The organism is Planctomycetota bacterium, assembly GCA_033763975.1.
Classification (GTDB): domain Bacteria; phylum Planctomycetota; class Phycisphaerae; order Phycisphaerales; family UBA1924; genus RI-211.
Genome location: JANRJM010000017.1, coordinates 64,431 through 90,510, shown reverse-complemented (window position 1 = coordinate 90,510; position 26,080 = coordinate 64,431). Strand labels below are relative to the sequence as shown.

Here is a 26,080-nt window from a genome sequence, read left to right as displayed (position 1 = left end):
CCGGGCCGCTCAGTACGTCGGGTAGTACGGTTCCTCGTGCGCATAGAAGGGCCAGGTCGCCCGGTCGATCAGGCGCGACAGCAGCGCCGACTGCACGACCTCGCGCCGGATCTGCTCGGGCCCGTCGCCCCGCTTGTCGGGGAACTTCACCTGCACCGTGCGCTCGAAGATCGCGATCTCGGGCGTGCCCGAGCGCGGGTCGTACACCGAGACCAGTGCCGCCGCCACCGCGTCCCACGTGTACGCGTCGCCCGGCGCGTGCAGGCGATACTCCGTGACCTCGATCAGCACGAGCCGATCGACCCCGCCCATCGCCTCCGCCAGTTCCGCCTTGGGCGCCAGCGCCCACGCGGGCGTGTTGTACTGGTACCGCAGCACCGACGCCGCCGGGACGTACCCGCCCGCGGGCGGCACGTTCGTGCCCGCCGACAGCCGGTCCACCGCGCGCGTCGCGAGCGTCTCGACCAGCAGCGGGAAGTCCCCCTGCACCGAGCGCGGCGCCGACACGAACACCGCGAACGACCGCCCCGCCAGCACGTCGCTCTCCGCTTCCACCGTCTTGGTCGCGTCCTTGCGGTAGTTCTCCGCCACCGCGCCCACCAGCGAGCATCCGCCCAGCCCCGCGCCCAGCACGACGCCCGCGCCCAGCCCGCCGGCGATCATCAGCCTGCAGATTCTTGTCGCACTGTGTCCGCGCATCGGTGCTCTCCGGGTGTCGTGCCGCCGCTCATCAGGGCACGGGGGCGTTCGCCCCGTCCGGCCACGTCGCGTACTTGTACGCCCACGCGGCGATCGTCAGCCCCGCGAGCACCCACAGCACGCGGGGCGTGATCACCCGCCCCGCGACCGTCCCCAGGCGCGAGCCCGTGACCGCCACGTGCAGCGACAACCAGAATAGCGTCGCCGCCGTCAGCGCGCACACCAGCCCCATCGGCTGCGCCACGAACGCCCGCACCAGGTTCCCGTCCGCGGCGTGCGCCACCGCCGTCGTCATCCCGCACGTCGGGCAGGGCTTGTCGAACGCCACCACCCACCCGCACGCGGGCAGGCCCAGGCCCCGGTGCGTGCCGTGCCCCTCCGCGGCGGGCGCCAGCGATGCGCCGACCGCGAGCATCGTGATGCTGAGGACCGCCAGCAGAACGCCCGCCGCACGCGCACCCAGCCCCGCGCATACGCGTCCCCCGCCGCGCCCGGGGGCGGGGCCGGTGCGATCCGGGCTGAACGGGGTGCTCGCCAAGCGGGTGGCCTCCCGTCGCACGCGGTCCGGCGATCAGTCGAACTTGAACACGCCCTTGCGGAACCCGTAGACGTACGCCACCACGGTCGTGAACAGGAAGAACAGGATGCGCCCGAGCCACAGGAACGACTCGGACGACATCGGCTCGAGGTTCGGGAAGGTGGTCGCCCAGGGATAGAGGAAGATGATCTCGACGTCGAACACGAGGAAGACCATCGCGATGAGGTAGAACCGCACGTTGAACCGCTTGCGGGCCGTGCCCACCGGGTTCATGCCGCTCTCGTACGACTGGCCCTTCACGCGTCCGGCGCGCCGGGGTCCGAGCATCTGGCTGAGCACGACGTTCGCCACGCCGAACGTGATCGCCATGAGCACGATGAGGGCGACGGGAAGGTACGAAGGCAGGTCGGTGCGGCCGACGGTCGCTGAGAGCATGGGCCCATGATAGCGGGTGCGCACCCGCGGCGGCACGCGCCGACGAGACGGGCCCTGTCGGCACCCGCGCCTGCCAATCCGGCAGCCTCCGGCCACGCGCGAACCACCCATACCACCCGCGATGCGTCCGGGGGCGTCCTGCGGGGCGTGCCTCGGCGGGCCGGGTTGGCACGAGCGTTGCCAATCGGTCCTTCGCCCGCACGCGGTCGCGGCGGGCCATGACGCACGCCGGGCCGGCGCGGGCCGACCTCGCAGCGCATCCGACCTCACGAACGGGAACTCCCTCGATGGCAGCCAAAGACCTCGTCTTCGACCTTGACGCCCGTCAGTCCCTGCTCGCCGGCGTGGAGAAGCTCGCCCGGGCGGTGAAAGCCACCCTGGGCCCCCGCGGGCGCAACGCCGTGATCGACAAGTCCTGGGGCGGGCCGACCGTCACGAAGGACGGCGTGACGGTCGCGGAGGAGATCAGCCTCAAGAACAAGAACGAGGACATGGGCGCCCGCCTCGTGAAGGAGGCCGCCAGCAAGACCAGCGACGAGGCCGGCGACGGCACGACGACCGCGACCGTGCTCGCCGAAGCGCTGTTCCGCGAGGGGCTGCGCCACATCGCCTCGGGCGTGGACGCCAACGCGCTGGTCCGCGGGATGAAGATCGCCGTCGAGACCGCCGCCAAGGAGATCGACGACCTCGCCACGCCCGTCAAGGGCAAGGGCGACATCCAGAACGTCGCCGCCATCTCGGCCAACAACGACCCGGAGATCGGCAAGATCATGGCCGACGCCTTCGAGAAGGTCGGCAAGGACGGGGTCATCACGGTCGAAGAGGGCAAGAACATCGACACCGTCGTCGAGGTCGTCGAGGGCATGCAGTTCGACCGCGGGTACCTCTCGCCGAACTTCGTCACCGACGTCGAGGGCATGGCCGCCGAGTACGAGAAGTGTCTCGTGCTCGTCCACGAGGACAAGATCGAGTCGGCGACCAAGCTCGTGCCCTTCCTCGAGAAGGTCATGCAGGCCAAGAAGCCCGTGCTGATCATCGCCGAGGACGTGACCGGCGAGGCGTTGTCCACGCTCGTCATCAACAAGCTGCGCGGCACCGTGCAGATCTGCGCCGTGAAGGCCCCCGGCTACGGCGACCGTCGCAAGGCCATGCTCGAGGACATCGCGATCCTGACCGGCGCCACCGCCGTCATGAAGGACCTGGGCCTGGAGCTCGACAAGGTCGAGATCAAGCACCTGGGCATGGCCAAGCGCATCGAGGTCGACGCCGACAACACGACCGTCATCGAGGGCGCGGGCGAGACCAAGGCCATCCAGGCGCGCATCGGCCAGATCCGCGCCGAGATCGAGAAGGCCACCAGCGACTACGACCGCGAGAAGCTCCAGGAGCGACTGGCGAAGCTCGCGGGGGGCGTGGCGGTGGTGAAGGTCGGCGCCGCGAGCGAGGCCGAACTGAAGGAGAAGAAGGCCCGCATCGAGGACGCGCTGCACGCGACCCGCGCCGCGGTCGCCGAGGGGATCGTCCCCGGCGGCGGCGTGTCGTTCATCCGCGCCCGCAAGGCGCTGGAGAACCTCAAGGAGTTCCGGGCCGCCTTCGGACGCAACGAAGAAGCCACCAGCGACGACATCGGGCGGTTCAAGTACGACCTGGCGGCGGGCATCCGCACGGTGCTCAGCGCCCTGAGCGTCCCGCTGCAGACCATCGCCGACAACGCCGGGGCCAAGGGCTCGGTCGTCGTCAGCAAGGTCTCCGAAGGCAAGGGCAACTTCGGCTACAACGCCCTGACGGGCGAGTACGGCGACCTGGTTGCCATGGGCGTGATCACGCCCGCGAAGGTCGACCGCCTCGCGCTCATCAACGCCGCGAGCGTCGCGAGCATCCTGCTCGCCGCCGACTGCATCATCACCAGCAAGCCCGAGCCCAAGGAAGCGCCCGCGGGCGGCCCCGGCGGCGGGATGGGCGGCATGGGCGGCATGGGTGGCATGGGTGGCATGGGCTTCTAACACGCTCGCGACAAAGGACCTCAGCATGGCGAAGGCGTCAGACCTCATGAACAAGTCGGGCAGCGCGGGCTTTGGGAGTCCTCTCCCGCAGCCCGCGCCCGAGGCGACCCCGGTCAAGGAGGAGTTGACCGGGGCCGCCCGCCCGCCCGAGCGCGGGCACGGCCCGGACGTGCACGCCGGCAAGGGCGGGAAGGCCAAGGGCGGCGGTGGCGGGTCGTCGGCGCGGCCGAAGGTCTGACGCGAGGGGGACCCGCGCCTTCCGAAACGGCAGGCCCGGAGGAGTCATGGCAGGCCCTGTGATTGGAGCAGATTCTCGACATCTTCCTGCACGTCGACAAGCACCTCGCCGCGTTCACAAGCGAGCACGGGGCGGGGTGGGTGTACGCGCTGATCTTCGCGATCATCTTCCTCGAGACGGGCGTGGTGATCATGCCCTTCCTGCCGGGCGATTCGCTGCTGTTCGCCGCGGGCGCGCTGGCGGCGAGCCCGGAGAAGCCGATCGACGTCTGGATCGTGTCGGCGGTGATCTTCGTGGCGGCGGTGGTGGGGGACGCGGTCAACTACCACATCGGGAAGTTCCTCGGCCCGCGGATCTTCCGGGGCGAGCTGCACGCCCCGCCGGGCGCGCCGTGGTGGCGCCGCGTGCTGTCGCGCGCGTTTCGCAAGGACTACCTGGACAAGGCCAACGTGTTCTACGCGCGCCACGGGGGCAAGGCGGTCGTGCTCGCGCGGTTCATCCCGATCATCCGCACGTTCATCCCGTTCGTCGCGGGCGCGGGCGCGATGCACTACGGGAAGTTCATCTGGTACAACATCACCGGCGCCATCGCGTGGATCGTGGTCTGCGTGGGCGGCGGGTACGTGTTCGGCAACCTGCCGTTCGTGAAACGCAACTTCGAGTCCGTGCTGCTCGGGGTCATCTTCGTGTCGCTGCTGCCCATGATCATCGGGTGGCTGCGGTCGGTCATCATCGCTCGCAGGGCGCAACGGGCCGATTCGGGCCCGAGGCCCGTCCCAGGAACTGAGAAGGAGTAGGAACATGGCGATCAAGCCGCTGGAAGACCGTGTGCTCGTGAAGCCCGCCGAAGCCGAGACGAAGACCGCGTCGGGGATCTACCTCCCCGAGGCGTCGAAGGAGAAGCCCGTGAAGGGCGAGGTCGTGGCCGTCGGCCCCGGCAAGCGCCTGGACAACGGCAAGCGCGGCGAGATGTCGGTCCGCCGGGGCGACACGGTGGTGTACGGGAAGTACGCCGGGACCGAGGTCGAGATCAAGGGCGAGAAGCACCTGATCCTGCGCGAGACCGAGCTGCTGGGCGTGATCGAGGGCTAGCGACGGATCTGAACGCGAAGACCGCGAAGGCCGCGGAGAGCAGAGCCTCTTCCCCGCTTCGTGTGCTTCGCGCCCTTCGCGTTGAAAGGACTGGTTGACATGAGCACGAAGCAACTGCTGTTCAAAGACACGGCCCTGACCGAGATGAAGCGGGGCGTGGATCGCCTGGCCGACGCCGTCAAGTGCACGATGGGCCCCTCCGGGCGCCACGTGGTGATCGAGAAGTCGTACGGCGCCCCGCACATCACCAAGGACGGGGTGACCGTCGCGAAGGAAGTCGAGCTCCCAGAGCCCTTCCAGGCGATGGGCGCGAAGATGGTGCACGAGGTGGCGAAGCGCACGGCCGACAAGGCCGGCGACGGCACCACCGCCGCCACCGTGCTCGCGCACGCGATTTTCACCGAGGGCCTGCGCCTCGTCGCGAGCGGGGCGAGCCCGGTGCAGCTCCACCGCGGGATCAACGGCGCGGCGGGTGTCGCGGCCGAGGCGATCGACGCGATGGCCACCAAGTGCAAGGGCAAGGACGACTACCGCAAGATCGCGATGGTGTCGTCGAACTTCAATACCGAGATCGCCGACACGATCGCCGAGGCGATCGACCGCGTCGGGGCCGACGGCGTGGTCGAGATCGAGGACGGCAAGGCCGCCCAGACCACGCTCGAGTACGTCGAGGGCATGCAGTTCGACAAGGGCTACCTCTCGCCCTACTTCATGACGAACCCCAAGACCGGCGAGGCCGTGCTCGAGGACGCGTACATCCTGATCTACGAGAAGAAGATCAGCAGCCTGCCCGACCTGCTCCCCCTGCTCAACAAGGTCGTGACGGTCGGCAAGCCCCTGCTCATCATCGCCGAAGAAGTCGAGAACGAGGCGCTCGCGACGCTCGTGGTGAACCGCCTGCGCGGCATGCTCAAGATCTGCGCCGTGAAGGCTCCGGGGTTCGGCGACCGTCGCAAGGCCATGCTCGGCGACATCGCCGTGCTCACCGCCGGCACGTTCTTCAGCGAGGACATCGGCCGCCAGATCGAGTCCATCGAGCTGTCCGAGCTCGGTCGCGCGAAGCGGATCATCATCACCAAGGACGACACGACGATCATCGAGGGCGCGGGCAAGAAGGGCGACATCAAGGCGCGCGCCGAGCAGATCAAGGCCCAGCACGACAAGTCCACGAGCGACTACGACCGCGAGAAGCTCATGGAGCGCCTCGCGAAGCTCACGAGCGGGGTCGCGATCGTCTCGGTGGGCGGCGCCACCGAGATCGCCATGAAGGCCGCCAAGGACATGGTCGACGACGCGCTCAAGAGCACCCGGGCCGCGGCGAAGGAGGGGTACGTGCCCGGGGGCGGCGTCGCGCTGCTCCGCACGCAGGAGGCGATCCTCGCGGCGTCGAAGAAGGTGAAGAACCCGGACGAGCGCCTGGGCTACGAGATCGTCGCCCGCGCCGTGGAGGCCTGCTGCCGCCAGATCGCCGAGAACGCCGGGTACGACGGCGACCTCGTCGTCGAGACGGTGAAGGAAGGCGGGAAGGGCGGGAACGCGTACGGCTTCAACGCGGCGACGGGCGAGTACACGGACCTGGTGAAGGCCGGCGTCATCGACGCCGCCCTCGTCGCCAAGACGTCGCTCGTCAACGCCGCCAGCGTCGCGGGGCTCATGCTCACCACCGATGTGCTCGTGACCGACCTCAAGGACGAGAAGGCGCCCGCGGAAGGCGCGGTGGCGTAACCGCGCCCCTCGCACGCGCACGCGTTGCAACCTTGCGGGCTCGACCGTAAACACGGTCGGGCTCGATTGACCAACGGGCGGCTTCGGGCCGCACGAACCCGCTCCGGATCGCCGGCCGGCGGAGACGGTGGAACACCAACGCCACTCTCGGACGTACCCACTCGATGCCCACCGCACGCGACTACTACGAAGTGCTCGGCGTCGAGAAGACCGCGGACGCGGAGGAGATCAAGCGCGCGTACCGGCGCCTGGCGATGAAGTACCACCCGGACCGCAACCCGGGCGACGCCGAGGCCGAGAAGAGCTTCAAGGAGTGCGCGGAGGCATACGAGGTTCTCTCCGACGACCAGAAGCGGAAGATCTACGACCAGTACGGGCGCGAGGGGTTGAAGGGCGCCACGGGCGGGCCCGCGACGCACGACTTCACGCGCATGGACATCGAGGACATCTTCTCGATGTTCGGGGACATCTTCGGCGGGGCCGGCGCGGGGCAGCGGGCGCGCCGCGGCCCGGCCCGCGGCTTTGACCTCGAGACCGAAGTCTCCATCTCGCTGGAGGAAGTGCTGTCCGGCTGCGAGCGCGAGGTCCAGTTCACGCGCCTGGACGTCTGCGAGACCTGCACGGGCACGGGGGCCAAGGCCGGGAGCAAGCCCGTGCAGTGCCCGACGTGCGGCGGGCAGGGGCGCGTGCAGCAGTCCGGGCTGGGCGGGATGTTCCGGATGGTGACGACGTGCCCTGCGTGCGCGGGACGGGGGCAGGTGATCCGTGATTTCTGCGAGTCGTGCCGCGGGAAGGGCCGGGTGCCACGCAAGCGTGCGCTGGTGGTGCAGATTCCCCCGGGGATCCGCGACGGGCAGGCGGTGCGGGTGCAGGGCGAGGGCGAGCCCCCGCCGCCGGAGGCCTCGCCAGGCGGGCAGGGGCCTCGGGGCGATCTGCACGTGGCGGTGCGGGTGAAGGAGCACGACATGTTCGTGCGCGACGGGGATAACCTGCTCCTCGAGATGCCGATCAGTTTCAGCCAGGCGGCGCTCGGGGCGGATGTGCAGGTGCCGTCGCTCGACGGGCGGGCGGACCTGACGATCCCGCGCGGCACGCAGTTCGGCGCGACCTTCCGGATCCACGACAAGGGGCTGCCGAACCTGCGGACCGGGCGACGGGGCGACCTGCTCGTCGCGGCGAAGGTCGAGATCCCGCGCAAGCTGTCGTCCAAGCAGGAGAAGCTCCTGCGCGACTTCGCTGAGACGGAGGACAAGAGCGTGCTCCCCGAGAGCACCGGGTTCTGGAAACGCGTGACCGACCTGCTGGGAGGCTGAGCGGCGGCGGCCGCGACGGAGGCGACACCATGCCCGACGACACACCCGATCAACCCGACCCGCGCGAGTGGGACATCTCCGACACCGGCGACACCTCGTCGCTGGAGGGGCGCATCGGCCAGCTCGTCAACGAGCTCGAGGACGCCAAGGCCCGCACGCTGCGCGTCATGGCCGACTACAACAACTACCAGCGCCGCGCGCTCCAGAACGAGCGCCAGGCGCGCGTCGACGGCGTCGCGACGGTGGTCAAGAGCGTCGTCGGCGTCATCGACCACTTCGACGTCGCGCTCACCGCCGACCTCAGCAAGGCGAGCGCGGCCCAGATCGTCGACGGCGTCCGCGTCATCCGCGAGGAACTGATCAAGGCGATCGGGCAGCACGGCGTGCGCCTCATCTCGCCCGCGCCGGGCGATGTCTTCGAGCCCGGCAAGCACGAGGCCGTCGTGCAGATGCCCTCCGACGACGTCCCGTCCGGTCACATCGTGCAGACGTTCCAGGCCGGGTACGCGATGGAGAACGACCGCGTCCTGCGCCCGGCGAAGGTGGCGGTGGCCCCGTAAGCGGGCCCTGGAGTTCGCTCTCGATGCCCACGTACGAGTACCGCTGCACCGCGTGCCGCCACGAGTTCGAGCAGTTCCAGTCCATCAAGGCGCCGACGCTGCGCACCTGCCCGTCGTGCGGCAAGAAGGCGCTCGAGCGCCTCATCGGCACCGGCGGCGCGGTGATCTTCAAGGGGTCCGGGTTCTACCAGACCGACTACCGCTCCGAGTCGTACCGCGAGGCGGCGAAGAAGGACGCCCCGCCCGCCGCGACGGCGGCGGACGCGCCCGCCCCCAAGCCGGATTCCGCCAGCGCTCCGGCGGGCGCATCGGCGAACGGAAAGGGCAAGCCCGAGACCTCGGGAACGCAGGGAGCCGCCGAGAAGGCGCCGGCCAAGTCGCCCGCGGCCGGGTCGCCCTCGTCCTCGGATGCGAAGTCGGGGAGCATGTCCCGGGCGAGGAAGAAGCCCGCGCGCTCGGGCGCGAAGCGCACGCGGTGAGCAACGAACCCAGACAGGCGGTGCGGCGGTGCGGATCATCGGGCACGGCGTAGACCTGGTCGAGATCGCCCGCATCGGCGCGATGCTGGAGCGCCATCCCGACCGCTTCCCGGAGCGCGTGTTCACGGCGCAGGAGCGTTGCGACGCCATGCCGCAGCGCCGGCGCGTCGAGCACCTCGCCGGCCGGTTCGCGGCGAAGGAAGGCGTGCTCAAGGCGCTGGGCACGGGCCTCACGCAGGGCATCGCGTGGACGGACGTCGAGGTCGTGCGCGACGGCGCCGGCAAGCCGCTGGTGCGGCTGCACGGGGCGGCGGCGGCCCAGGCTGCCTTGCAGGGCGTCCGGGAAATCCTGCTCTCGATCTCGCACACCAAGACGCACGCGATCGCGTCCGCGATCGCGGTTGGGGATGGCGGCGCGTAACGCCTGGGCGAGCGTCGCTTCTCGCGAGCAAGCCTCGGAGGCGGGCTACTTCGGCGCGGGCGTGCCGGCGGCGCGGGCGGCGTCCTGCTTCGCACGCAGCGCTTCGACGTGCGGCACGAACTCCTTCGCGTACCACTCGCGCCACGCGGGAACGTCCCACCCGAGCTGCTTCGTCGGGGCGCCCATCACGCGCGACGTGAAATCGGTGAGCGTGGTGAACATGTCGACGTGATACGTGACCACCACCGCGTCGATCACCCGCAGCACGACCCCCTCGGTCACGACGCTGAGTTGCGGATCGAACGCCACGGCGTTCGGGCCCACGACCGGCGTGAGGTCGCTCACGAACGCGGTCTGCTGCCCGACCATGATCCAGCCCAGCGAGCCGTTCGGCCCGCCGACGCCGAACCCGGCGGTCTGCGCCTGCGGGGCCGACGCGGGCTGCCCGGTGATGAGCGCCGCGATCATCCAGGGCACGGCGTCGTACATGTCGATCCCGCCGGCGAGCTTCGCGGCCGAGACGCGGGTCGCGCGGTTGCCGGCGCGCATTCCTTCGAAGATCGAGTACTTGACGGGATCGGGGATCTGCCCCTGCGCCGCGACGCGCGCCTTGAGGCGGCGGGCCGCGTCGGCGCGAACTTCCTCGTCCGCGTCGAACACGCCCATCCACGCGATGGCCGCGTCGCCCTCGCGCGAGGCGGCGTCCTGGAAGTGATCGAGCAGCGCGGTGCGGACGTCGGCCTTCTCCTTCTCGAACAGCGTGATCATGCTCGGGAAGATCGCGGGGTCCGTGAACTCACGGACCTTGACGATCCCCTCCTGGCGCATCTGCACGTTGCGGATCGTCCCGAAGTGGCGCGCGCGGATCTTGCGGAGTTCCTTCTCCGCGGCGACCCGGGCCTTCTGCTGCTCGGCGTACCGCTTCGCGACGCTGCTCGAGGGGTCGATCGCCAGGCGCTTCATCCATTCCGGGGCCTCTTCCGCGCCCGCCGCGGGCGCCGGGGCGTCCGGCTGCGCCAGCGCCGGCAGGGGCCCGAGCAGGGTGGCGAGCGCACCGGAAACGAGCAACACACACGCGAGCGGCTTGGACTGTGGCATGAACTCCTTCGACGCCCGAGGGCGTACTTCGTTCCCGCGGTTTGGCGCGGGGCCGGGGGCTATTCCCCGGCGGTCGTCGTCACGATGGCGCGGCCGCCGATCGACGTCCGCACCGCCTCCGCCGCGGCCTTGGTCGAGTATCGCCCCACCCGCACCGCGTGCAGCAGGCGGCCCCGGCTGTCGCGGATGATCACCACCCGCACCTCGCCCCGGGCCCGCACGCCCGCCGCCGCCCGGTCCGCCGCGGCCCGCGTCGAGAACGCGCCCACCTGCACGGTGTGCATGCCCCCGGACGCCGCCGAGCCCGAAGAGCCCGCCGCCGGAGGAAAGGACGGGATGTTGCCCGCCAGGCGATCGCCGATCGCGACGCGCAGTTGAACGTCGGACGCGACCTTGTCGCGGGCGCGCTCCCACAACTGGCGGGCCTCGGCCTTCTCGCCCTGCGCGTGGCGTGCATCACCCGCGTACATCAGCGCGCGGGCGGCGTCGTCGCCCGTCAGCCGCGTCGAGGCCCGCAGGAAGTACGTCGCCGCCGAGCCGTGCGTGCCCTGCTCGGCCGCGAGCGACCCGAGGGCGGCGTTGGCGCGTCCGGCGATCCCCGGGTCGGCGTTCTCGGTGAGGGGCGTCAGGTGTCGCTGGGCGTCGCCCGCGCGTCCGAGCCGATAGGCCGACAGCCCGGCGTACAGGGCCGCGGTTTCTCGACGCACGCCGCGCGACGACGCCTCCTTCGACGCGGCGTCGTACGCCTCCGCGAAGCGCCCCTGGTCGTACAAGGCGGCGTACCCCTGGGCGGGCGTTTCGGCACGCGACTTCGCGCACCCGGGCGCCGCGAGGCCTGCCAGCACGCCTCCGACGAGCGCCAGGGCGAACCCGAGGTAACGGACACGGTCCCACAACGTGCGATGAATCGTCATGACTCGCCCCCAGGCGGAGAACGCCCGGCCGCCATGCCGGGCAGTTGGTAGCATAGTCCCCGAGGCTGTCATGGCACCCCGCACGGACGCGCACGCGTGAGCATTCACTGGCCGATCATCAGGCAACTCGTCCGTACCCCGACGCGCCCCGTGCTCGTTGACGACACCCGCACGTTCCGCGCCATCGACCTGCTCGTGGGGGCGCTGCACGTCGCGGGCACGCTGCGGGGCGTCTCGGCAACGCCGACCGTGGGGATCCTGCTCCCCACCGGGGGCGGGTTCCCGCTCGCGGCGCTGGGCGCGTGGTGGGCCGGGAAGGTCGTCGTCCCGTTCAACTACCTGCTCAAGCGAGAGGAACTCGAGTACGTCGTGCGCGACTGCGGCACCGACGTGATCCTCACCGCACGCCCGATGATCGAGTACATGGGGTACGAGCCCCCGTGCGAGCGGCTGCTCTACCTCGACGAGATGAACTTCAAGAGCGTGCCCGAGCCCGTCTGGCCCGCGACCTTCGACGACGACGACCTGGGCGTGCTGCTCTACACCAGCGGCACGAGCGGTCGCCCCAAGGGCGTCATGCTCTCGCACGGGAACATCACCGCCAACATGCGCCAGGTTCTCGGCTTCATCGACATCGGGCGCGAGGACGTGATCCTCGGCGTGCTCCCGCAGTTCCATTCCTTCGGGCTCACGGTGCTCACGCTCATGCCCCTCGCGGGCGGGCTGCGCGCGGTCTACACGGCGCGGTTCGTTCCCGCGAAGATCATCAAGCTCCTGCGCGAGCATCGCCCCACGGTCTTTGTCGCGATCCCCTCCATGTACACCGCGCTGCTGAGCGTGAAGGACGCCTCGCCCGAGGATTTCGCGTCGCTCCGCTACGTCGTCTCCGGGGGCGAGCCCTTGCCCGAGGCCACGTTCCGCAAGTTCCGCGAGCGATTCGGCGTGACGATCAACGAGGGCTACGGGCTGACCGAGACTTCGCCGGTCACGAACTGGTGCCGTCCGCAGGAGTGGAAGCCCCGCAGCGTCGGCTCGCCCCTGGCGGGCATCGAGCAACGCATCGCCGACGACGCCGGACGCGCGCTCCCCATCGGCGCCGAGGGCGAGGTGCAGATGCGCGGGCCCAACATCATGCGGGGGTACTACCGCCTGCCGGCCGAGACCGCCGCGGCGTTCACCCCCGACGGGTTCTTCCGCACCGGCGACATGGGGCGCCAGGACGAGGACCGCCACCTGTACATCACGGGGCGCATCAAGGAAATGATCATCGTCGGGGGCGAGAATGTCTTCCCCCGCGAGATCGAGGAAGTCCTGAACCGGCACGAGAGCGTGCAGGCTTCGGCGGTGGTGGGCATGACCGACCCCATGCGGGGCGAACTCCCCCTCGCGTTCGTCGAACTGCGCGAGGGTGCGTCGTTCGACGAGGGGGCGCTCAAGGCCTGGTGCCGCCAGCACCTCGCGGGGTACAAGGTGCCGGTGCAGATCCGCCGCATCGACGTGCTGCCCCGCAACCCTACGGGCAAGATCCTGCGCCGTGAGCTGCGGGATCGCGTCTAGCCCCGCCTTCCGGGGCGGTGCTGGCATCCGTGGGCGAGGCCTGTGCGTGCCCCGGACACCGAATCGACAGCGCCCGCGCACCGTCGCACGTACCATCGCCCAATGCACATCTACCTCGATTCGGCCTCGCTCGACGAAGTGAAAGCCGCCCACGACCTGGGCATCCTTGACGGCGTCACCACGAACCCCTCGCTCATCGCCAAGGAGCGCGTCGACTACGCCCAGCGCCTCGCGCAGATCTGCGAGGTCTGCAAGGGCCCGGTCTCCGCCGAGGTCGTCGCGACCGACTTCGCCGGCATGATGCGCGAGGGCGAGGCGCACGCGCGGATCGCCCCCAACATCGTCGTGAAGCTGCCCTGCACGCTCGACGGGCTCAAGGCCTGCAAGGCCTTCAGCGAGCGCGCCATCAAGACCAACCTCACGCTGTGCTTCCAGCCCCTGCAGGCGATGCTCGTCGCCAAGGCCGGGGCGTTCCTCGTCAGCCCGTTCATCGGTCGCCTCGACGACGTCGGCGAGGACGGCATGGAACTCATCCGCAGCATCCGGGCCGTGTACGACAACTACGCGATGCCCACGAAGATCCTCGCGGCGTCCATCCGCCACACCAACCACCTGCTGCACTGCGCCCTCGCCGGCGCCGACGTCGCCACCTGCCCGCTCAAGGTGATCCAGGAGTGCATGCGCCACCCGCTCACCGACATCGGCATCGAGCGCTTCGTCGCCGACTACAAGAAGGCTTTCGGCGGGTGATGTCGGCACGAGCCCGAAGCGAGAACGAGCCCGAAGCGCCAGCGAGGGCCGATTTCAAGGATTGTCTTTGGTTCCGCCCGCCGCCGGCGCGCCGGGCCCGTGAACCCCTGTCACGCCACCTCTACCAGGAACTCGATCTCCACCGGGCTGCCCAGCGGCAGGGCGACCGACCCCACGGCCGCCCGCGCGTGCCGCCCCGCGTCGCCGAACACCTGCACCAGCAGTTCGCTCGCCGCGTTCGCCACCTTGGGCTGCTCGGTGAACGTCGCGTCCGACCAGACCCACACCCCGAGGCGTACGACCTGCCGCACCGCGTCCAGCGTGCCCGCGGCCGCACGAATCTGCGCCAGGCCGTTGAGGCAGCACTGCACCGCGCACTCCCGGGCGGCCTCCAGGCCCACCACGCTCGGCACCGCCCCGCTGGCGACCAGTTTCCCGTCCCGCAGCGCGATCTGCCCGGACACCCACAGCAGGTTGCCGACGCGCCGGGTGGGGGTGTACGCGGCGACGGGTGCGGGGGCCGCCGGCAGGACCAGGCCGAGTGCGGCCAGCGATTGTTCGGGCGATGTGTGGGATCCCATGATGTCCTTTCGAGTCGGTGAGTCGGGTGGGTGGGGGCAGGGCGGCGGGGGCCGCGTCGAAATCCTGACGACTCTGGGAGGATCCCGCAACCCCCCGCCTTGACTCGCGTAGCGGATCTGGTATTCTCGCCCCTTCTGGCAGGTTCACGACGGTCTCACGTGCATCCGATGGTTCAATGCTCTGGTTGGCGAGGCTGAGCCCTTGCCGAACTTGTTCCCGCACGGGACACCGCACCGGAGCCTGCCGACATCTCGGACTGGAACGCGCGTCGCGGTCGCCGGCATATCGACGATCCGCCGAGCGACACGTCTCGCGTTCCACAGCCGGCGTGCGGGTTGTGTTTTCACCCGTCGCGCCGAGTCAGGCAGGCCCGTTCACGACGTGCCGCCCGCGGGTTCGCCCCGCCACCCAGCCCCTTGCGGGGCCGGTCGGCAGCGAGCCAGGCGCGGCTTCAGGTCGGGAACGAGCGGAAGCGGTCGTCGATGTTCGCACGTGTGGCCCACATCCGGGTGTACGCGGGGCGGAGTGTCCCGCGCCGGACCCCTGAGCAATCAGGACCCGGGCCAAGGAGTTCCCATGAAGAAGAAGGCCTTCACGCTGATCGAGCTGCTGGTGGTGATCGCGATCATCGCCCTGCTCATCGGCATCCTGCTCCCCGCCCTCGGTAAGGCGCGCGCCTCGGCCCGCCAGATCAAGGACAGCACGCAGGTCCGCGGCGTCCACCAGGGCATGGTCCTCTGGGCGCAGAACAACAACGATCAGTACCCCCTCCCGAGCGCCATCGACAAGAGCACGACCGCCGCGACCGCGACGGTCAACCCCGCGCAGCCGCGCGACATCCCGCGCCACATCACCTCGGTGATGATCTACAACGGCTTCTTCAGCCCCGAGCTGTGCGTGAGCCCCGCCGAAGTCAACGGCGACATCAAGGTCTACGACAAGTACGAGTACTCCGAGCCCGCCGGCGCCGCCGCCACGGACAAGAAGCTCGCCCTGTGGGACCCCCGCTTCCGCGCCCTGCCGAAGGACGCCGCCATCACCGGCGGCACGCCCGCGCAGCAGGTCACTGATCCGGGTGGCTTCTCCTACGCCTACCAGATCCCGTTGGGCGGCCGCCGCGCCAAGTGGAGCAACACGTTCCAGTCCACCGAGACCATCCTCGGCAACCGCGGCCCCGGCTACACGGCCAACGGCTCCGGCGCCACCCTCACGTGGGTGCTGAGCTCGACCGGCACCATCGACACGGCCAACTTCGCCACGCCCGTCGGCATCAACTCGAACACGCTGCTCATCCACGGCGGCCGCACCACCTGGGAAGGCAACGTCTGCTACAACGATAACCACGTCAACTTCGAGACCCGCGCTGATCCCGAGACCCTGCCCTTCACCTTCAACAGCCTCCCGGCCGGGCAGAAGACCCAGTTCGACAACATCTTCGTGAACGAGAACGACAACACCCGCCTGCAGACGGGCACGGGCGCGACCATGACCAGCGCCGACAACGTTGCCACCAACAACTTCCTCCGCAACTGGAGCCACACCGGCACCACCTTCACCAACCCGGGCGGCGCGATCTCGTCCTCCGGCAACGTCCAGTTCTGGTTCGACTAAATCACCCGATCACCCGATCGGCTGAGTGAATGATCCCAACGCCCGGGCCGAAAGGTCCGGGCGTTGTCTTTTGGGGGTTTCGTTCATGCGAGCCCGAAGCGCCGGCGCGGGTCTGGGGTCTGGCTCGCTCGCGCTCCGGGCTCGTTCCGCCGGGCTCGTGCAGAGGCTTACTCCACGTTGAGCGACGCGATGAACGTCGCGAGGTCGCGTTGGGCTTTTTCCTGGGCCGCCCGGGTCTGGGCGAGGTCGTTCTCGATGGCTTCCAGGCGCGTCTCCTGGTCGTTGAGTTTCTTCATGTAGCGCGAGTACAGCTCGTTGGTGCGGTCGATGCTGCCGATGTTCTGACGCACGCGGCTCTGGTCTTCGCCGATCTCCCGGCGTTCCGTCTCCAGGGCCGAGAGTCGCTGCGTGAGCGCGTTGATGTCGCTCTGGCGCTTCGCGGCGTCGCGTACGGCGGCGACGACGGCGTCGGAGACCTTGCCCTGGCGGGCGTACGCCGCCAGACGCGTGAGATCGAACGAGACGATCGCGAAGGTCTGGCGCTCGACGCGCCGGAAGGCGAGGTCGAGCGAGGCGGCCTTGCCGGCGGGCACGTCGAGCGAGAAGCGGAGCGTGTCGGCGGTCGTCTCCGCGGGCTTCGCGGGGCCCACGAGTTCCCAGCCGTCCATCTTCGGGTGCTCGATCAGGATCGTGCGCGGGCGCTGCGTGTCCTTGTTGGACATGGCGTAGATGGTCCGCGACGTGACGAGGGTGGAGCTCTCGAGCAGGCCCCCCGCGATGCGGAACTTCTGGAGTTCCTGCGTCGGGCGCGAGGTGGTCTCGGCACGCACGTCGAGGTCGACGGCGTAGGCGAGCAGGCGATCATCGCCCGCGGGCACGTGCGAGACAACCGCGTCGCCGGCGTACGTCCCCGCGTCGTAGACGGCGATCGGGCCGGGCATGAGCGGCGCGCCGGTGGAGTTGGTGACGCGCACGCCCCGCATGGGGTGCGCGGGGTTGTCGGCCGCGTTGTAGATGCTCACGCGTCGCCCGTCGATGCCCGTGTTGGTGATGAGCAGCATGGCCGAGCGCTGGCGCTCGACGGTGACGGGGTGGGAAATCTCGAACTGGAAGACCTCGCCGGTCTCGACGCCCCGCCCGACCCCCGCGCCGGCGTAGTCGGCCATCTCGCCCGAGGACAGGCGCTTGTCGAGCATCTCGGCGGCACGTCCGGCGGCGGGCGCCGGGGCGACGGGCGCGCCCATGGAGAAGGCCTCGTCACGTCTGCCGCGGGATTGGAGCGAGCGCCCCGGGGCGGCGTCGACCTCCGCCAGCTCGGCGGCGGCTTCTTCGCCTCCGTCGTACGCCCGCGCGAGCGCCCCGGCCTCGGTCGGCACGGCGAGTTCCGGGCGATCAAGGTACAGCGGCTCGTACAGGTCCATGCGGAAGCTCACCGGCCGCCCCGAGACGAGCGACAGCCCGACGTTCGTCCAGTCTTCGTCGGTGGTGTTCTCGACGATCGCCCAGCCCTGCAGCGTGAAGCGGTCGGCGGGCGAGGCCGAATCGCCGGGGCCGGTCTGCGGCGCGTCGGGCAGCACCAGGCGGTAACTGGTCTTCCACACCGGCGATTCCTGCACGTACGCGACGACGATCTCGCGCGCGTCCTCGCCCGAGAGGTGGATGTCCACGGTCTTCGTGCGGTCCGCGCGGTGCTCGGCCAGGGCGGCCAGAGCCTTGGCGAGTTCGTCGGCGAGGGCCGCGTCGTCGAGCTTGGCGCCGCGGATGTCGTACAGGCTGACGCTGCGGATGCCGGTGGGCGTCAGGACGTTCAGGAACGGCACGCTGATCGGCTGCTGCGCGTTGCCCATCGCCTGGGCGCGCATCTCGGTGCCGATGATCGTGCCGCTGAGGTTGCCCTCGGGCAGCGCGAGCGTGACGCCCGAGCCCCGCAGGCGGGTGAGCATGGCGGGGAGCGTGGGGTTGTCGGACAGGTCGACGCCGAAGGAGGCAAGGCGCCGGTCCAGCGGCTCGCGCGAGGCGTAGGAGATGCCGTCGACGCGTCCCTTGCCGCGGGAGAGGTCGAGCACGACCATGGACTTCAGGATGTCGTTGATCTGGTCGGTCTTGAAGCGGAGCTGGATCAACACGTCGTCCTGCACCAGCCCGCGCCGCTCGAACGAGGCCACGCCCGAGCGGTACAGGGTGATGCGCCGGATCGGCAGGTCGGCGGCCTGCGCGACGGGAGCCGCGCCGCCCGCGGGGGCGCTGCCTGCGGCAGCGCGCGGCGCCGGCTGGGCGTGGCTCACGGGCGAGAACGCGGCGAGTGCGAGGGTGGTGCCGGCGACAAGGGCGAGCAACGTCGGGACGCGCATGGGGTGTCTCCTGGGTGTGCGGCGCGCACAGCGTACTCATCGGACGCGCGACGCCGCACACGTGTTCGATTGCTTGTGACGCGTGCGTGACACGGGCGGCTACTGCCCGCGCTGCAGCATCTCGTAGACCTCGAGGGCGACGCCCTTGAGGTCTACGCGGTTCTGAAGCCGCGCGATCGCCTCGCTCCGGCGACCGGATTTCGCCAGGATCACCGCGACCAGCCCGTCGTGGTCGGGGTACATGTACCAGTACCCCTCGCCCTGCCAGCGCTGCGGGCCGGCGAGCATGATGGACGACGCCTCCGCGAGGCGCCCGGCGGCGTGCGCTTCCTCGGCACCGCGGAACGCCAGGCGCCCCAGGCGCATCCAGAACAACTGCGAGTTGTCGTCCTTGGGCAGCTTCGCGTCGAGCAGCGAGGCGGCGTCGAGCACGGCCCCGGCGAACGCCGTGGCGTCGGCCGAGGGCGTCGGGGGCCCGTTGCGGAAGGGCGACCCGCTCGCCGCCGATTCCAGCATTTCCTGCCCGAGGTCGATGCACTCGTCGAGGCGGAGCGTCCCCGCGGCCCAGTCCGCCGCGATCTGCTGGGCAGCCGCCGCTCGCCCGCCGGCCGGCGACGCCGCGAGGGTACTGGCCCGGAAGGCCGGGTCGGAGGGCTTGCACGCGGGCAGGGCGAGCAGCATCCCCGCGGCGACCAATGCCAGCGCGCGGACGGGGGCTCGTCGGAATGGATGGGTGTCAGGCACGCGGGACTCGTACCGCCACGAGGCCGAACGGGTTGCGGGGGCGGTTGCGGGAGGGCGGGCGCCCGGTGCGTCGGGATACGCTTGCGCAAGTCTGTATCCGGGAGGCGTATGGCGTTCTTCTCGCGCAAGTCCAAGCAGCCGCAGGCGGTCGTCGTCGTTCCAGCCCCCTCCGCCGGCGTCGCTGCCGGCCCCGCCTCGACGGGCGGGAGCGAGGCGCGGGTGCTCGAACTGGGGGGCGACATGCTCGCCCGTGCGCGGGCGCACAAGTCGAGCCTGCTGTCGTCGAGGTTCTACAGCGACGCCCTGATGGAATGGTCCATGAAGGACCCCAACTTCAAGGTCCAACTGTTCCGGTTCGTCGACTGCTTCCCGATGCTCAAGACCCCCGAGGACATCTACGACCACCTGACCGACTACCTGAGCCAGCCGGGCGTCACCGTGCCGGGCGTGATCGACGCGGCGATCAAGGCGGGCAAGCTGGCGAAGGGGCTGGCGGCGTCGCAGATCGGCAAGCAGATCACGGGGATGGCGAGCAAGTTCATCGCGGGCACCGACGCCGCGAGCGCCCTGCCCGGGCTCAAGTCGCTGTGGGACGACGGGATCGCGTTCTCGGTCGACCTGCTGGGGGAGGTGTGCGTCTCGGACGAAGAGGCGGACCACTACCAGCGCAAGTACCTCGACCTGGTGCAGAACCTGCCCGGCGCGGTCGCCGCCTGGCCGGGCGTGGCGCGCCTCGAGAGCGACCACCTGGGCCCGATCCCGCGGACGAACGTCTCGATCAAGATCTCGGCGCTCTCGGCCCGGTGCGACCCGATCGACACCGAGGGCTCGATCGCCGAGGCGATGCGCCGCATCGTGCCGATCCTCGAGACGGCGCGCGACCGGGGCGTGTTCGTGAACTTCGACATGGAGCACCACGCGCTCAAGGACCTCACGATCGACCTGTTCATGCGCTGCCGCGAGCGGGTGGAGTTCCAGGGCGGGCTGGCGATGCAGGCGTACCTGCGCAGCGGGCCCGACGACGCGCGCCGGGTGTGCGAGTGGGCGCGCCGCACGGGCAAGCAGGTCACGGTGCGCCTGGTGAAGGGCGCGTACTGGGACGCCGAGACGATCAAGGCCGAACTGCACGGCTGGCCCGTGCCGGTCTGGAGCGAGAAGTGGCAGACCGACGCGTGCTTCGAGCGCATGACGGGTGTCTTCCTCGACGCGTGCCCGCGCACCGCCGGTGAGGGGGGCGTGAAGCTGGCCCTGGGCAGCCACAACGTGCGGTCGATCGCCGCGGCGCTCGCGGGCGCCGAATCTCGCGGCCTGCCGCACAGCGCGATCGAGATCCAGATGCTGCACGGCATGGCCGACCAGCTCAAGTACGCCGCGGGCGAGATGGGCCTGCGCGTGCGCGAGTACGTCCCCGTGGGCGAGATGATCCCGGGGATGGCGTACCTCGTGCGCCGGCTGCTGGAGAACACGAGCAACGAGAGCTGGCTGAAGGCCGGGTTCCTCGACAACGCCGACCCCGCCGTGCTGCTGCGCGCCCCCGCCCCGCCCGCGCGCGAGCCCGGCGCGGGCGTGCTGACGCTCTCGCCGGAGGTGATGCCCGAGCGGCACAACCTCTCGCCGGTCGTGCCGGGCGTCGCGCCCCGCCCGTTCTTCAACGAGCCCCTGCGCGACTTCGCCGACGCCAGGCAGCGCGAGGCGTTCGGGGCGGCGGTGGCGAAGGCCACCGTGCCGCGCATCGCCAACGACCGCACGCCCGAGCACGCGCGCGAGATGGTCGCCCGCGCCGAGGCCGCGTTCCCCGCCTGGCGCGACGCCGACCCGGCGCTCCGCGCCGCGGTGCTCGTGCGTGCCGCCGCCCGCATGCGCGCCGAGCGCGACGGCCTATCGGGCGTCATGATCAAGGAGGCCGGCAAGGCCTGGCGCGAGGCCGACGCCGACGTCTGCGAGGCCATCGACTTCTGCGAGTTCTACGCGCGCTGCGCCGTGCCGCTGTTCCAGCGCCAGCGCCTCGGCAGGTTCATCGGCGAGCTCGACGAGCAGTGGCACCAGCCCCGGGGCGTCGCGGTCGTCATCGCGCCGTGGAACTTCCCGCTCGCGATCTGCTGCGGCATGGCCGTCGCCGCCCTCGTCACCGGCAACACCGTCATCGTGAAGCCCAGCGAGCAGACGCTAGGCATCGCGAGCATCATGATCGACATCCTGCGCGATTCGCTGCGCGAGGTGCTGGCCGAGGCCGGCGGCGCCCGCGTGCGCACCGACGACATCGTGCAGTTCTGCCCGGGCCCGGGCAGCAGGACGGGCGCGGCACTCGTCCGCGACCCGCGCGTGGCGCTCATCGCCTTCACCGGCTCGCGCGAGGTCGGGCTCGACATCCTCAACGCCGCCGCGCCGCCGTCGCCCTTCGCCCGCGCCGAGGGCGCGCCCGCCCCGGCGCCGACGCACGTCAAGAAGGTCGTCTGCGAGATGGGCGGCAAGAACGCGCTGATCGTCGACACGAGCGCCGACTTCGACGAGGCCGTCCTCGCCGTGCGGTACTCCGCGTTCGGCTACCAGGGGCAGAAGTGCTCGGCCTGCTCGCGCTGCATCGTGGTGGACCCGCAGGGGCCCGACGGCCCGGCGTTCACCGCGTTCCGCCGCCGGCTCACCGAGGCCATGAAGGCCCTGGTCATCGGCGACCCCACCCGCCCCGGGACGGACGTCGGCCCGGTGATCGACGCCGACGCGAAGGCCAAGATCGAGGGGTACATCGAGCGGGCGAAGAAGTCGGGGCTGGAGTTCGCGTCGCTGCCGCTGCCGCCGGACATCGGGGCGATGAAGGCGGGCGTTTCGCAATCGCTGGAGTTCGTCTCGCCGCACGTCTTCTGGCCCGTGCCGCCCGAGCACGAACTGGCGCAGGAAGAGATCTTCGGCCCGGTGCTGGCGATCCTGCACGCGCGCGATTTTTCGCACGCGCTCGACCTCGCGAACGCCAGCGTCTTCAAGCTGACGGGCGGGGTGTTCACGCGCAAGCCCTCGAACATCGAGCGGGCCCGGCGTGAGTTCCGCGTCGGCAACCTCTACATCAACCGGGGCATCACCGGCGCGCTCGTGGGCCGCCACCCGTTCGGCGGGTTCGGGATGTCGGGCGTGGGCACGAAGGCCGGGGGCCTCGAGTACCTGTACCACTTCGTCGAGCCGCGCAACTGCGCCGAGAACACGATGCGCCGCGGGTTCGCGCCCGAGCTGTGAGCCCGGTGGGTGCGCCGTGGTGCGCGGGTCCGGCCGAGCGTCACATCCGCTCGAACCCCACGCCGACCGCCTGCTTGACGAGCGCCGCCACCCCGGGCCGCGTCGCCATGTCCGCGTCGTGGAGCTTGATGTGGCGCATGAACGCCCCGGAGCCCTCGAGCAGCCCGTGCGGGTCGTCGAGTCCCACGCCGGGGAGCACGAGGTTGATGCCCTTCTTCGTGCGTGCGAGCGCGGCGAACGCTACCCCGTCCTTGAAGTAGCACGCGTTGCCCCACTTGACCACTGACTCGCACCCTTTCACAGCCCGCACGATCATCGCGTCGGCGGCGCGGGCGATGGAGCGATGGGGCTCGGGCAGGCGATCGATCGCGACGTGCCCGGGCTCGCCATAGTCCGATCGTCTCGTCGCGCTCGCGGGAGCCTTCGATGGGAAGGCGTGCGTCGAGCCGGATCGCGTGGGGCGAGGGGCCGCCTTCTTCATGCGCCCGCCCGAAGCCCCGGCGGACTTCTTTTTCGCCTTCTTCTTCTTTTTCTTCTTCGCCTGCTCCGCCATGCGAAACTCCTCCACCGCGACGCCGTCCGCGACATCGCATGCTATGGATTCGACACGTCGCGCGCCACGAGGTCGAAGAACTTCGCCCGCCGCTCTTCGTCCAGCAGTCGGTAGATCTTTCCCAGCACCGCCCGGCGCTGCTCGGGCGTGGGCTTGGCCTTCGATTCCTTCACGTACGCGATCACCACGTCGCGGATGGCCTCGCGCTGCTCGGGCGTCGGGTCGAGTGCGCCGTACAGCCCCTCGATGCGATCGCGATACGGCTTGATGATCCGCTCGTACGCCTGGCGCACCTCGTCCTGGAAGAGCTGGAACGCGAGGCGCGTGCGCACGCGCTCTCGCGCGCGTTCCGACGTGTCCTTGCTGTTGCGCAGCTCCCAGTCGATCCACGCGTTCCAGTACTCGTCCGTCAGCCGGCGCAGCGACGCCGCCTGCTCGGTGGTGAGCATCCCGGCGATCTCCGCCAGCAGGGGCTCGCGCGGCTCGCCCGCCTCGAACTCGTGCCAGAACTCGCGGACCAGGTCGGCCGCACGCTCGCGGTCTCCCGCCTGCGTCGCGTCCGAGATGACCCGCACCCGCTCGATGTCCTCGATCATGCGCGTGCCCAGTCGCACGGCCCGGTCCGACGCCACGCTCTTGGCGCGCTCGCGCACGTCGGGCTCGAGATCGAGCAGCGCCAGCGCCGCGTCCTCCGGGCGCCCTTCCACCCGCCGCAGGTTCCCCCGCGCGTCGCGCTGCACGAGCGTCGTCTTGACCTCGCGGGGCACGTCGGGCCCGCGCAGGGTGGGGGGCGGTTCGGCGCTCGGCGACTGCTTCTGGCCCGGGTCGGTCGCGGGGGCCATGGACTGCGCCAGGGCCGACGCGCCGCACGCCGCGAACGCCACGCACACGAGAATCCGGTTCATGGCGACCAGCATACCGCGCGGGCGGCCCGCGCCCGCCGCCCGCTTCTACACTGGACCTTCCAGCCGCAGGGCCCCAGCAACGGAGTGCGAACGCATGGCCAAGAAAGCCGCCCCGAAGAAGTCCGACGCCAAGGCGGGGGGCGCCGCCCTCAAGGAGCGAGACCGCGTCACCCTGGGCAAGCTCACGGGGCTGGCCTCCACGGTGGCGAAGACCGCCAAAGCCGGGAAGGAGCCCCGCCTCGACATCCCGCTGCGCACCAAGAGCAACACGACGTGGAGCAAGAAGCAGAAGATCCTGCAGATGGGCGACGCCACCGCCGAGCGCGAGCTGTTCAACCTGAACCAGGCCAAGCAGTTCATGCAGACCATGCTCCACGCGAGCACGATCAAGAAGCTCATCGACGAGGGCAAGACTTCCAGCCTGCGAGGTGTGTTCTACATCGCCAAGCACACCGTCGCGGGCACGAAGGAGAACACCTTCGACACCCAGGACGAGTCCGACCCCATCCTCGAAGACCTCGAGGTCTCGCTCGGGGCCCTGCGCGAGGAACTGCACATCTTCGCCGAGAACCGCGGCGTCATGGCCGGCAACATCACCATCGTCGACGGGGGCGATGTCATCGACTGCCGCCAGACCGGGCGGGGCGGGCACGGCATCCCCAGCATCGTCGAGCCCGACATCTTCGAGTTCGGCAAGTGCGAGGCCGAGTTCGTCCTGCATGTGGAGAAGGGCACCGTCTGGAATCGCTTCAACGAGGACCGCTTCTGGGAGAAGCACAACTGCATCCTCACCCACGGCGGGGGCCAGCCCCCCCGGGGCGTCCGGCGGCTCCTCCAGCGATTCAACCAGGAGCTCAAACTCCCCGTCATCTGCCTGCTCGACTGCGATCCCTGGGGGCACTACATCTACAGCGTCATCAAGCAGGGCTCGATCTCGCTGGCGTTCGAGTCTTCACGCCTCGCCATCCCCGAGGCGAAGTTTCTGGGCGTTCGCGCCAAGGACTTCGTCGAGTGCGATCTTTCCGACGCCGTCAAGATCGAGCTCAAGGACACCGACATCAAGCGCGCCAACGAGATCCTCGCCTACCCCTGGTTCGCCGAGCACAAGGGCTGGCAGAAGGAGATCCGCATGCTCCTCGACAACGGCTTCAAGATGGAAGTCGAAGCCATGCTTAACAAGGACATCTCGTACGTGACCGAGACGTACGTGCCCGAGCGGCTCGCCGCCGAAGACTGGCTGGAATAGGCGCCGGCCCTGACCGATCCGCCCTCTGAAAACGCCCGGAGCGCCGGCGAGGGCCCGTCTCCGTGCGACGCGAGCCCGATCGCTCCCACTACGGCCTTGAGAACATCCGCAGAACGTTCCCCTCGCGCAGCACCAGTGAACGGGCCGCCACCGCCTCCACAACAAACGTACGCTCCCGCGCCGGAATCGTGGTCACCTCGCCGTTGAGGTCCTGCGCCTGGCGCGCGGGCTCCACCAGGACCAGGTTCGCCCCGTCGCGCCTCCACGTCCAGTCGTGCGCTCCGAGCCCCTGCGCCGCGTAGACGAGTTTTCCGTCGGTGAAGAACACGAGCGCCATTGTGCCGTCGGGGTAGACGCTCACCCACGCCCCCAGCAGCGGATCGCGTCGCGCGGGTGCCGCCTGGCCGCCGGGCGTTCCGCCGTCCGCGGGGCTCCCCTCGGGCGAGCCCTCGGCGTTGGCCGGCGGCGCGGGCGGGACGTCCACCGGCCCGCCCCCCAGGTCGAGGAAGGGCATCACGCTGTCGATCCGCCCGATGGTGCCGCGCAGCGAGGCCAGGTGCGAGTCCAGCCGCTGGAGCGAGGTGTTGATCGAGTTCAGCACCGCGAGCTGCTGCTCGAGGGTGGAGAGCGACGAGTTGGTGGAGTCGATCCGCCCCAGCCCCTGCTCGACATTCCCGAGCAGCGCGTTGGTGGTCTCCAGTCGGGTGAGCTTGTCCTCGACAGAGTTGAGTCGCTCGTTGGTCTGCCCGAGCGTGGACTGCACCGAGTCGAGCTTCGCGTTGGCACCGCGGATCTCGTCGCGGATCTCCCACGCGACGCACCCCGGGAGGACCGCAACGCACATCGCCAGCACCAGCAGGATGGACGTTCTCATGCGAAAGCGTACCGCGCGTCCGGACGATCGGATGAATCGTCGAGACGGACGGCGCCGATGCCCGATCAACCTGAGAGATCGTTCATCTCAAACGGAGGCTCGTTTCATGCGCCACACCGGCACCGCGCCCTGGGGTTGGACGTTCATCGCCTGCGCGCTCGGTCTGG

General features: G+C 70.2%; 25 protein-coding genes. 14 read left to right on the top strand and 11 right to left on the bottom strand.

Annotation, left to right across the window (positions count from 1 at the left end):
- Window positions 1-9: 9 nt before the first annotated feature.
- From SFY69_11010 to ndhC, 3 genes are read right to left on the bottom strand one after another with little or no spacing between them, the layout of a single operon-like run.
- Complete coding sequence (locus SFY69_11010) at window positions 10-699, bottom strand: hypothetical protein (GenBank protein ID MDX2132568.1); 690 nt, start codon at window positions 697-699, stop codon at window positions 10-12.
- A gap of 31 nt (window positions 700-730) precedes the next feature.
- Window positions 731-1,237 (bottom strand): DUF2752 domain-containing protein, encoded by a 507-nt coding sequence (locus tag SFY69_11005; GenBank protein MDX2132567.1) that lies wholly within the window; start codon window positions 1,235-1,237, stop codon window positions 731-733.
- A 33-nt stretch (window positions 1,238-1,270) separates the two neighbouring features.
- Window positions 1,271-1,672, bottom strand: a complete 402-nt coding sequence (gene ndhC / locus SFY69_11000; GenBank protein ID MDX2132566.1) for an NADH-quinone oxidoreductase subunit A — start codon at window positions 1,670-1,672, stop codon at window positions 1,271-1,273.
- A gap of 287 nt (window positions 1,673-1,959) precedes the next feature.
- On the opposite strand from ndhC, the gene groL (SFY69_10995) reads away from it, so the two are divergent.
- From groL (SFY69_10995) to acpS, 9 genes are all read left to right on the top strand, one after another.
- Window positions 1,960-3,675, top strand: a complete 1,716-nt coding sequence (gene groL / locus SFY69_10995; protein MDX2132565.1) for a chaperonin GroEL — start codon at window positions 1,960-1,962, stop codon at window positions 3,673-3,675.
- A 25-nt stretch (window positions 3,676-3,700) separates the two neighbouring features.
- The gene (locus tag SFY69_10990) at window positions 3,701-3,913 is read left to right on the top strand and encodes a hypothetical protein (protein ID MDX2132564.1); all 213 of its coding nucleotides are present in this window, start codon (window positions 3,701-3,703) and stop codon (window positions 3,911-3,913) included.
- A 62-nt stretch (window positions 3,914-3,975) separates the two neighbouring features.
- On the top strand, window positions 3,976-4,710 hold the full coding sequence (locus SFY69_10985; protein MDX2132563.1) for a VTT domain-containing protein: 735 nt from the start codon (window positions 3,976-3,978) through the stop codon (window positions 4,708-4,710).
- Window positions 4,711-4,714: 4 nt separating this feature from the next.
- Complete coding sequence (gene groES, locus SFY69_10980) at window positions 4,715-5,005, top strand: co-chaperone GroES (protein ID MDX2132562.1); 291 nt, start codon at window positions 4,715-4,717, stop codon at window positions 5,003-5,005.
- A gap of 99 nt (window positions 5,006-5,104) precedes the next feature.
- Complete coding sequence (gene groL / locus SFY69_10975; protein MDX2132561.1) at window positions 5,105-6,730, top strand: chaperonin GroEL; 1,626 nt, start codon at window positions 5,105-5,107, stop codon at window positions 6,728-6,730.
- Window positions 6,731-6,894: 164 nt separating this feature from the next.
- Complete coding sequence (gene dnaJ / locus SFY69_10970) at window positions 6,895-8,043, top strand: molecular chaperone DnaJ (GenBank protein MDX2132560.1); 1,149 nt, start codon at window positions 6,895-6,897, stop codon at window positions 8,041-8,043.
- A 29-nt stretch (window positions 8,044-8,072) separates the two neighbouring features.
- Window positions 8,073-8,603 (top strand): nucleotide exchange factor GrpE, encoded by a 531-nt coding sequence (locus tag SFY69_10965; GenBank protein MDX2132559.1) that lies wholly within the window; start codon window positions 8,073-8,075, stop codon window positions 8,601-8,603.
- Between the two features lie 23 nt (window positions 8,604-8,626).
- Entirely contained in the window at window positions 8,627-9,082 is a 456-nt protein-coding gene (locus tag SFY69_10960; GenBank protein ID MDX2132558.1) for a zinc ribbon domain-containing protein, read from the top strand.
- Between the two features lie 28 nt (window positions 9,083-9,110).
- A complete protein-coding gene (acpS, locus tag SFY69_10955) occupies window positions 9,111-9,503 on the top strand; it encodes a holo-ACP synthase (protein MDX2132557.1) in 393 nt (130 codons plus the stop codon).
- 45 nt (window positions 9,504-9,548) lie between these two features.
- Here the strand turns inward: acpS and SFY69_10950 are convergent, their stop codons facing one another.
- Entirely contained in the window at window positions 9,549-10,601 is a 1,053-nt protein-coding gene (locus SFY69_10950) for a hypothetical protein (protein MDX2132556.1), read from the bottom strand.
- Window positions 10,602-10,660: 59 nt separating this feature from the next.
- The gene (locus SFY69_10945; GenBank protein MDX2132555.1) at window positions 10,661-11,515 is read right to left on the bottom strand and encodes an SPOR domain-containing protein; all 855 of its coding nucleotides are present in this window, start codon (window positions 11,513-11,515) and stop codon (window positions 10,661-10,663) included.
- A 96-nt stretch (window positions 11,516-11,611) separates the two neighbouring features.
- On the opposite strand from SFY69_10945, the gene SFY69_10940 reads away from it, so the two are divergent.
- Both SFY69_10940 and fsa read left to right on the top strand, forming a co-directional pair.
- On the top strand, window positions 11,612-13,072 hold the full coding sequence (locus SFY69_10940; GenBank protein MDX2132554.1) for an AMP-binding protein: 1,461 nt from the start codon (window positions 11,612-11,614) through the stop codon (window positions 13,070-13,072).
- Window positions 13,073-13,174: 102 nt separating this feature from the next.
- Complete coding sequence (fsa, locus tag SFY69_10935; GenBank protein ID MDX2132553.1) at window positions 13,175-13,822, top strand: fructose-6-phosphate aldolase; 648 nt, start codon at window positions 13,175-13,177, stop codon at window positions 13,820-13,822.
- A gap of 110 nt (window positions 13,823-13,932) precedes the next feature.
- On the opposite strand, the gene SFY69_10930 is transcribed toward fsa, so the two are convergent.
- Entirely contained in the window at window positions 13,933-14,403 is a 471-nt protein-coding gene (locus SFY69_10930) for a RidA family protein (protein ID MDX2132552.1), read from the bottom strand.
- A 577-nt stretch (window positions 14,404-14,980) separates the two neighbouring features.
- Here SFY69_10930 and SFY69_10925 point away from each other — a divergent pair.
- Complete coding sequence (locus tag SFY69_10925; protein ID MDX2132551.1) at window positions 14,981-16,015, top strand: prepilin-type N-terminal cleavage/methylation domain-containing protein; 1,035 nt, start codon at window positions 14,981-14,983, stop codon at window positions 16,013-16,015.
- Between the two features lie 167 nt (window positions 16,016-16,182).
- Here the strand turns inward: SFY69_10925 and SFY69_10920 are convergent, their stop codons facing one another.
- Both SFY69_10920 and SFY69_10915 read right to left on the bottom strand, forming a co-directional pair.
- Complete coding sequence (locus tag SFY69_10920; GenBank protein MDX2132550.1) at window positions 16,183-18,366, bottom strand: hypothetical protein; 2,184 nt, start codon at window positions 18,364-18,366, stop codon at window positions 16,183-16,185.
- Between the two features lie 99 nt (window positions 18,367-18,465).
- Window positions 18,466-19,110: a hypothetical protein gene (locus SFY69_10915; protein MDX2132549.1), complete on the bottom strand. Its 645-nt coding sequence runs from the start codon at window positions 19,108-19,110 to the stop codon at window positions 18,466-18,468.
- A 108-nt stretch (window positions 19,111-19,218) separates the two neighbouring features.
- On the opposite strand from SFY69_10915, the gene SFY69_10910 reads away from it, so the two are divergent.
- Window positions 19,219-22,335: a proline dehydrogenase family protein gene (locus SFY69_10910; protein MDX2132548.1), complete on the top strand. Its 3,117-nt coding sequence runs from the start codon at window positions 19,219-19,221 to the stop codon at window positions 22,333-22,335.
- 40 nt (window positions 22,336-22,375) lie between these two features.
- Here the strand turns inward: SFY69_10910 and SFY69_10905 are convergent, their stop codons facing one another.
- Window positions 22,376-22,888, bottom strand: coding sequence for a DUF1801 domain-containing protein (locus tag SFY69_10905; GenBank protein MDX2132547.1), 513 nt, complete (start codon window positions 22,886-22,888; stop codon window positions 22,376-22,378).
- Window positions 22,889-22,929: 41 nt separating this feature from the next.
- Window positions 22,930-23,793, bottom strand: coding sequence for a hypothetical protein (locus tag SFY69_10900; GenBank protein ID MDX2132546.1), 864 nt, complete (start codon window positions 23,791-23,793; stop codon window positions 22,930-22,932).
- 94 nt (window positions 23,794-23,887) lie between these two features.
- Between SFY69_10900 and SFY69_10895 the strand changes: the two genes are divergently transcribed.
- The gene (locus tag SFY69_10895) at window positions 23,888-25,039 is read left to right on the top strand and encodes a DNA topoisomerase IV subunit A (protein MDX2132545.1); all 1,152 of its coding nucleotides are present in this window, start codon (window positions 23,888-23,890) and stop codon (window positions 25,037-25,039) included.
- Between the two features lie 88 nt (window positions 25,040-25,127).
- Here SFY69_10895 and SFY69_10890 read toward each other — a convergent pair whose 3' ends face one another.
- Complete coding sequence (locus tag SFY69_10890; protein MDX2132544.1) at window positions 25,128-25,913, bottom strand: hypothetical protein; 786 nt, start codon at window positions 25,911-25,913, stop codon at window positions 25,128-25,130.
- Window positions 25,914-26,080: the final 167 nt, after the last annotated feature.

Bases quoted from the DNA above. Each gene is read 5' to 3' on its own strand.
- SFY69_10945 (MDX2132555.1), bottom strand. From the start codon at position 11,515: ATGACGATTCATCGCACGTTGTGGGACCGTGTCCGTTACCTCGGGTTC.
- SFY69_11010 (MDX2132568.1), bottom strand. From the start codon at position 699: ATGCGCGGACACAGTGCGACAAGAATCTGCAGGCTGATGATCGCCGGC.
- groL (MDX2132565.1), top strand. From the start codon at position 1,960: ATGGCAGCCAAAGACCTCGTCTTCGACCTTGACGCCCGTCAGTCCCTG.
- SFY69_10960 (MDX2132558.1), top strand. From the start codon at position 8,627: ATGCCCACGTACGAGTACCGCTGCACCGCGTGCCGCCACGAGTTCGAG.
- groL (MDX2132561.1), top strand. From the start codon at position 5,105: ATGAGCACGAAGCAACTGCTGTTCAAAGACACGGCCCTGACCGAGATG.
- ndhC (MDX2132566.1), bottom strand. From the start codon at position 1,672: ATGCTCTCAGCGACCGTCGGCCGCACCGACCTGCCTTCGTACCTTCCC.
- groES (MDX2132562.1), top strand. From the start codon at position 4,715: ATGGCGATCAAGCCGCTGGAAGACCGTGTGCTCGTGAAGCCCGCCGAA.
- SFY69_10930 (MDX2132552.1), bottom strand. From the start codon at position 14,403: ATGGGATCCCACACATCGCCCGAACAATCGCTGGCCGCACTCGGCCTG.
- SFY69_10900 (MDX2132546.1), bottom strand. From the start codon at position 23,793: ATGAACCGGATTCTCGTGTGCGTGGCGTTCGCGGCGTGCGGCGCGTCG.
- SFY69_10950 (MDX2132556.1), bottom strand. From the start codon at position 10,601: ATGCCACAGTCCAAGCCGCTCGCGTGTGTGTTGCTCGTTTCCGGTGCG.
- fsa (MDX2132553.1), top strand. From the start codon at position 13,175: ATGCACATCTACCTCGATTCGGCCTCGCTCGACGAAGTGAAAGCCGCC.
- SFY69_10990 (MDX2132564.1), top strand. From the start codon at position 3,701: ATGGCGAAGGCGTCAGACCTCATGAACAAGTCGGGCAGCGCGGGCTTT.
- SFY69_10905 (MDX2132547.1), bottom strand. From the start codon at position 22,888: ATGGCGGAGCAGGCGAAGAAGAAAAAGAAGAAGAAGGCGAAAAAGAAG.
- SFY69_10920 (MDX2132550.1), bottom strand. From the start codon at position 18,366: ATGCGCGTCCCGACGTTGCTCGCCCTTGTCGCCGGCACCACCCTCGCA.
- SFY69_10965 (MDX2132559.1), top strand. From the start codon at position 8,073: ATGCCCGACGACACACCCGATCAACCCGACCCGCGCGAGTGGGACATC.
- dnaJ (MDX2132560.1), top strand. From the start codon at position 6,895: ATGCCCACCGCACGCGACTACTACGAAGTGCTCGGCGTCGAGAAGACC.
- SFY69_10895 (MDX2132545.1), top strand. From the start codon at position 23,888: ATGGCCAAGAAAGCCGCCCCGAAGAAGTCCGACGCCAAGGCGGGGGGC.
- SFY69_10890 (MDX2132544.1), bottom strand. From the start codon at position 25,913: ATGAGAACGTCCATCCTGCTGGTGCTGGCGATGTGCGTTGCGGTCCTC.
- SFY69_10910 (MDX2132548.1), top strand. From the start codon at position 19,219: ATGGCGTTCTTCTCGCGCAAGTCCAAGCAGCCGCAGGCGGTCGTCGTC.
- SFY69_10925 (MDX2132551.1), top strand. From the start codon at position 14,981: ATGAAGAAGAAGGCCTTCACGCTGATCGAGCTGCTGGTGGTGATCGCG.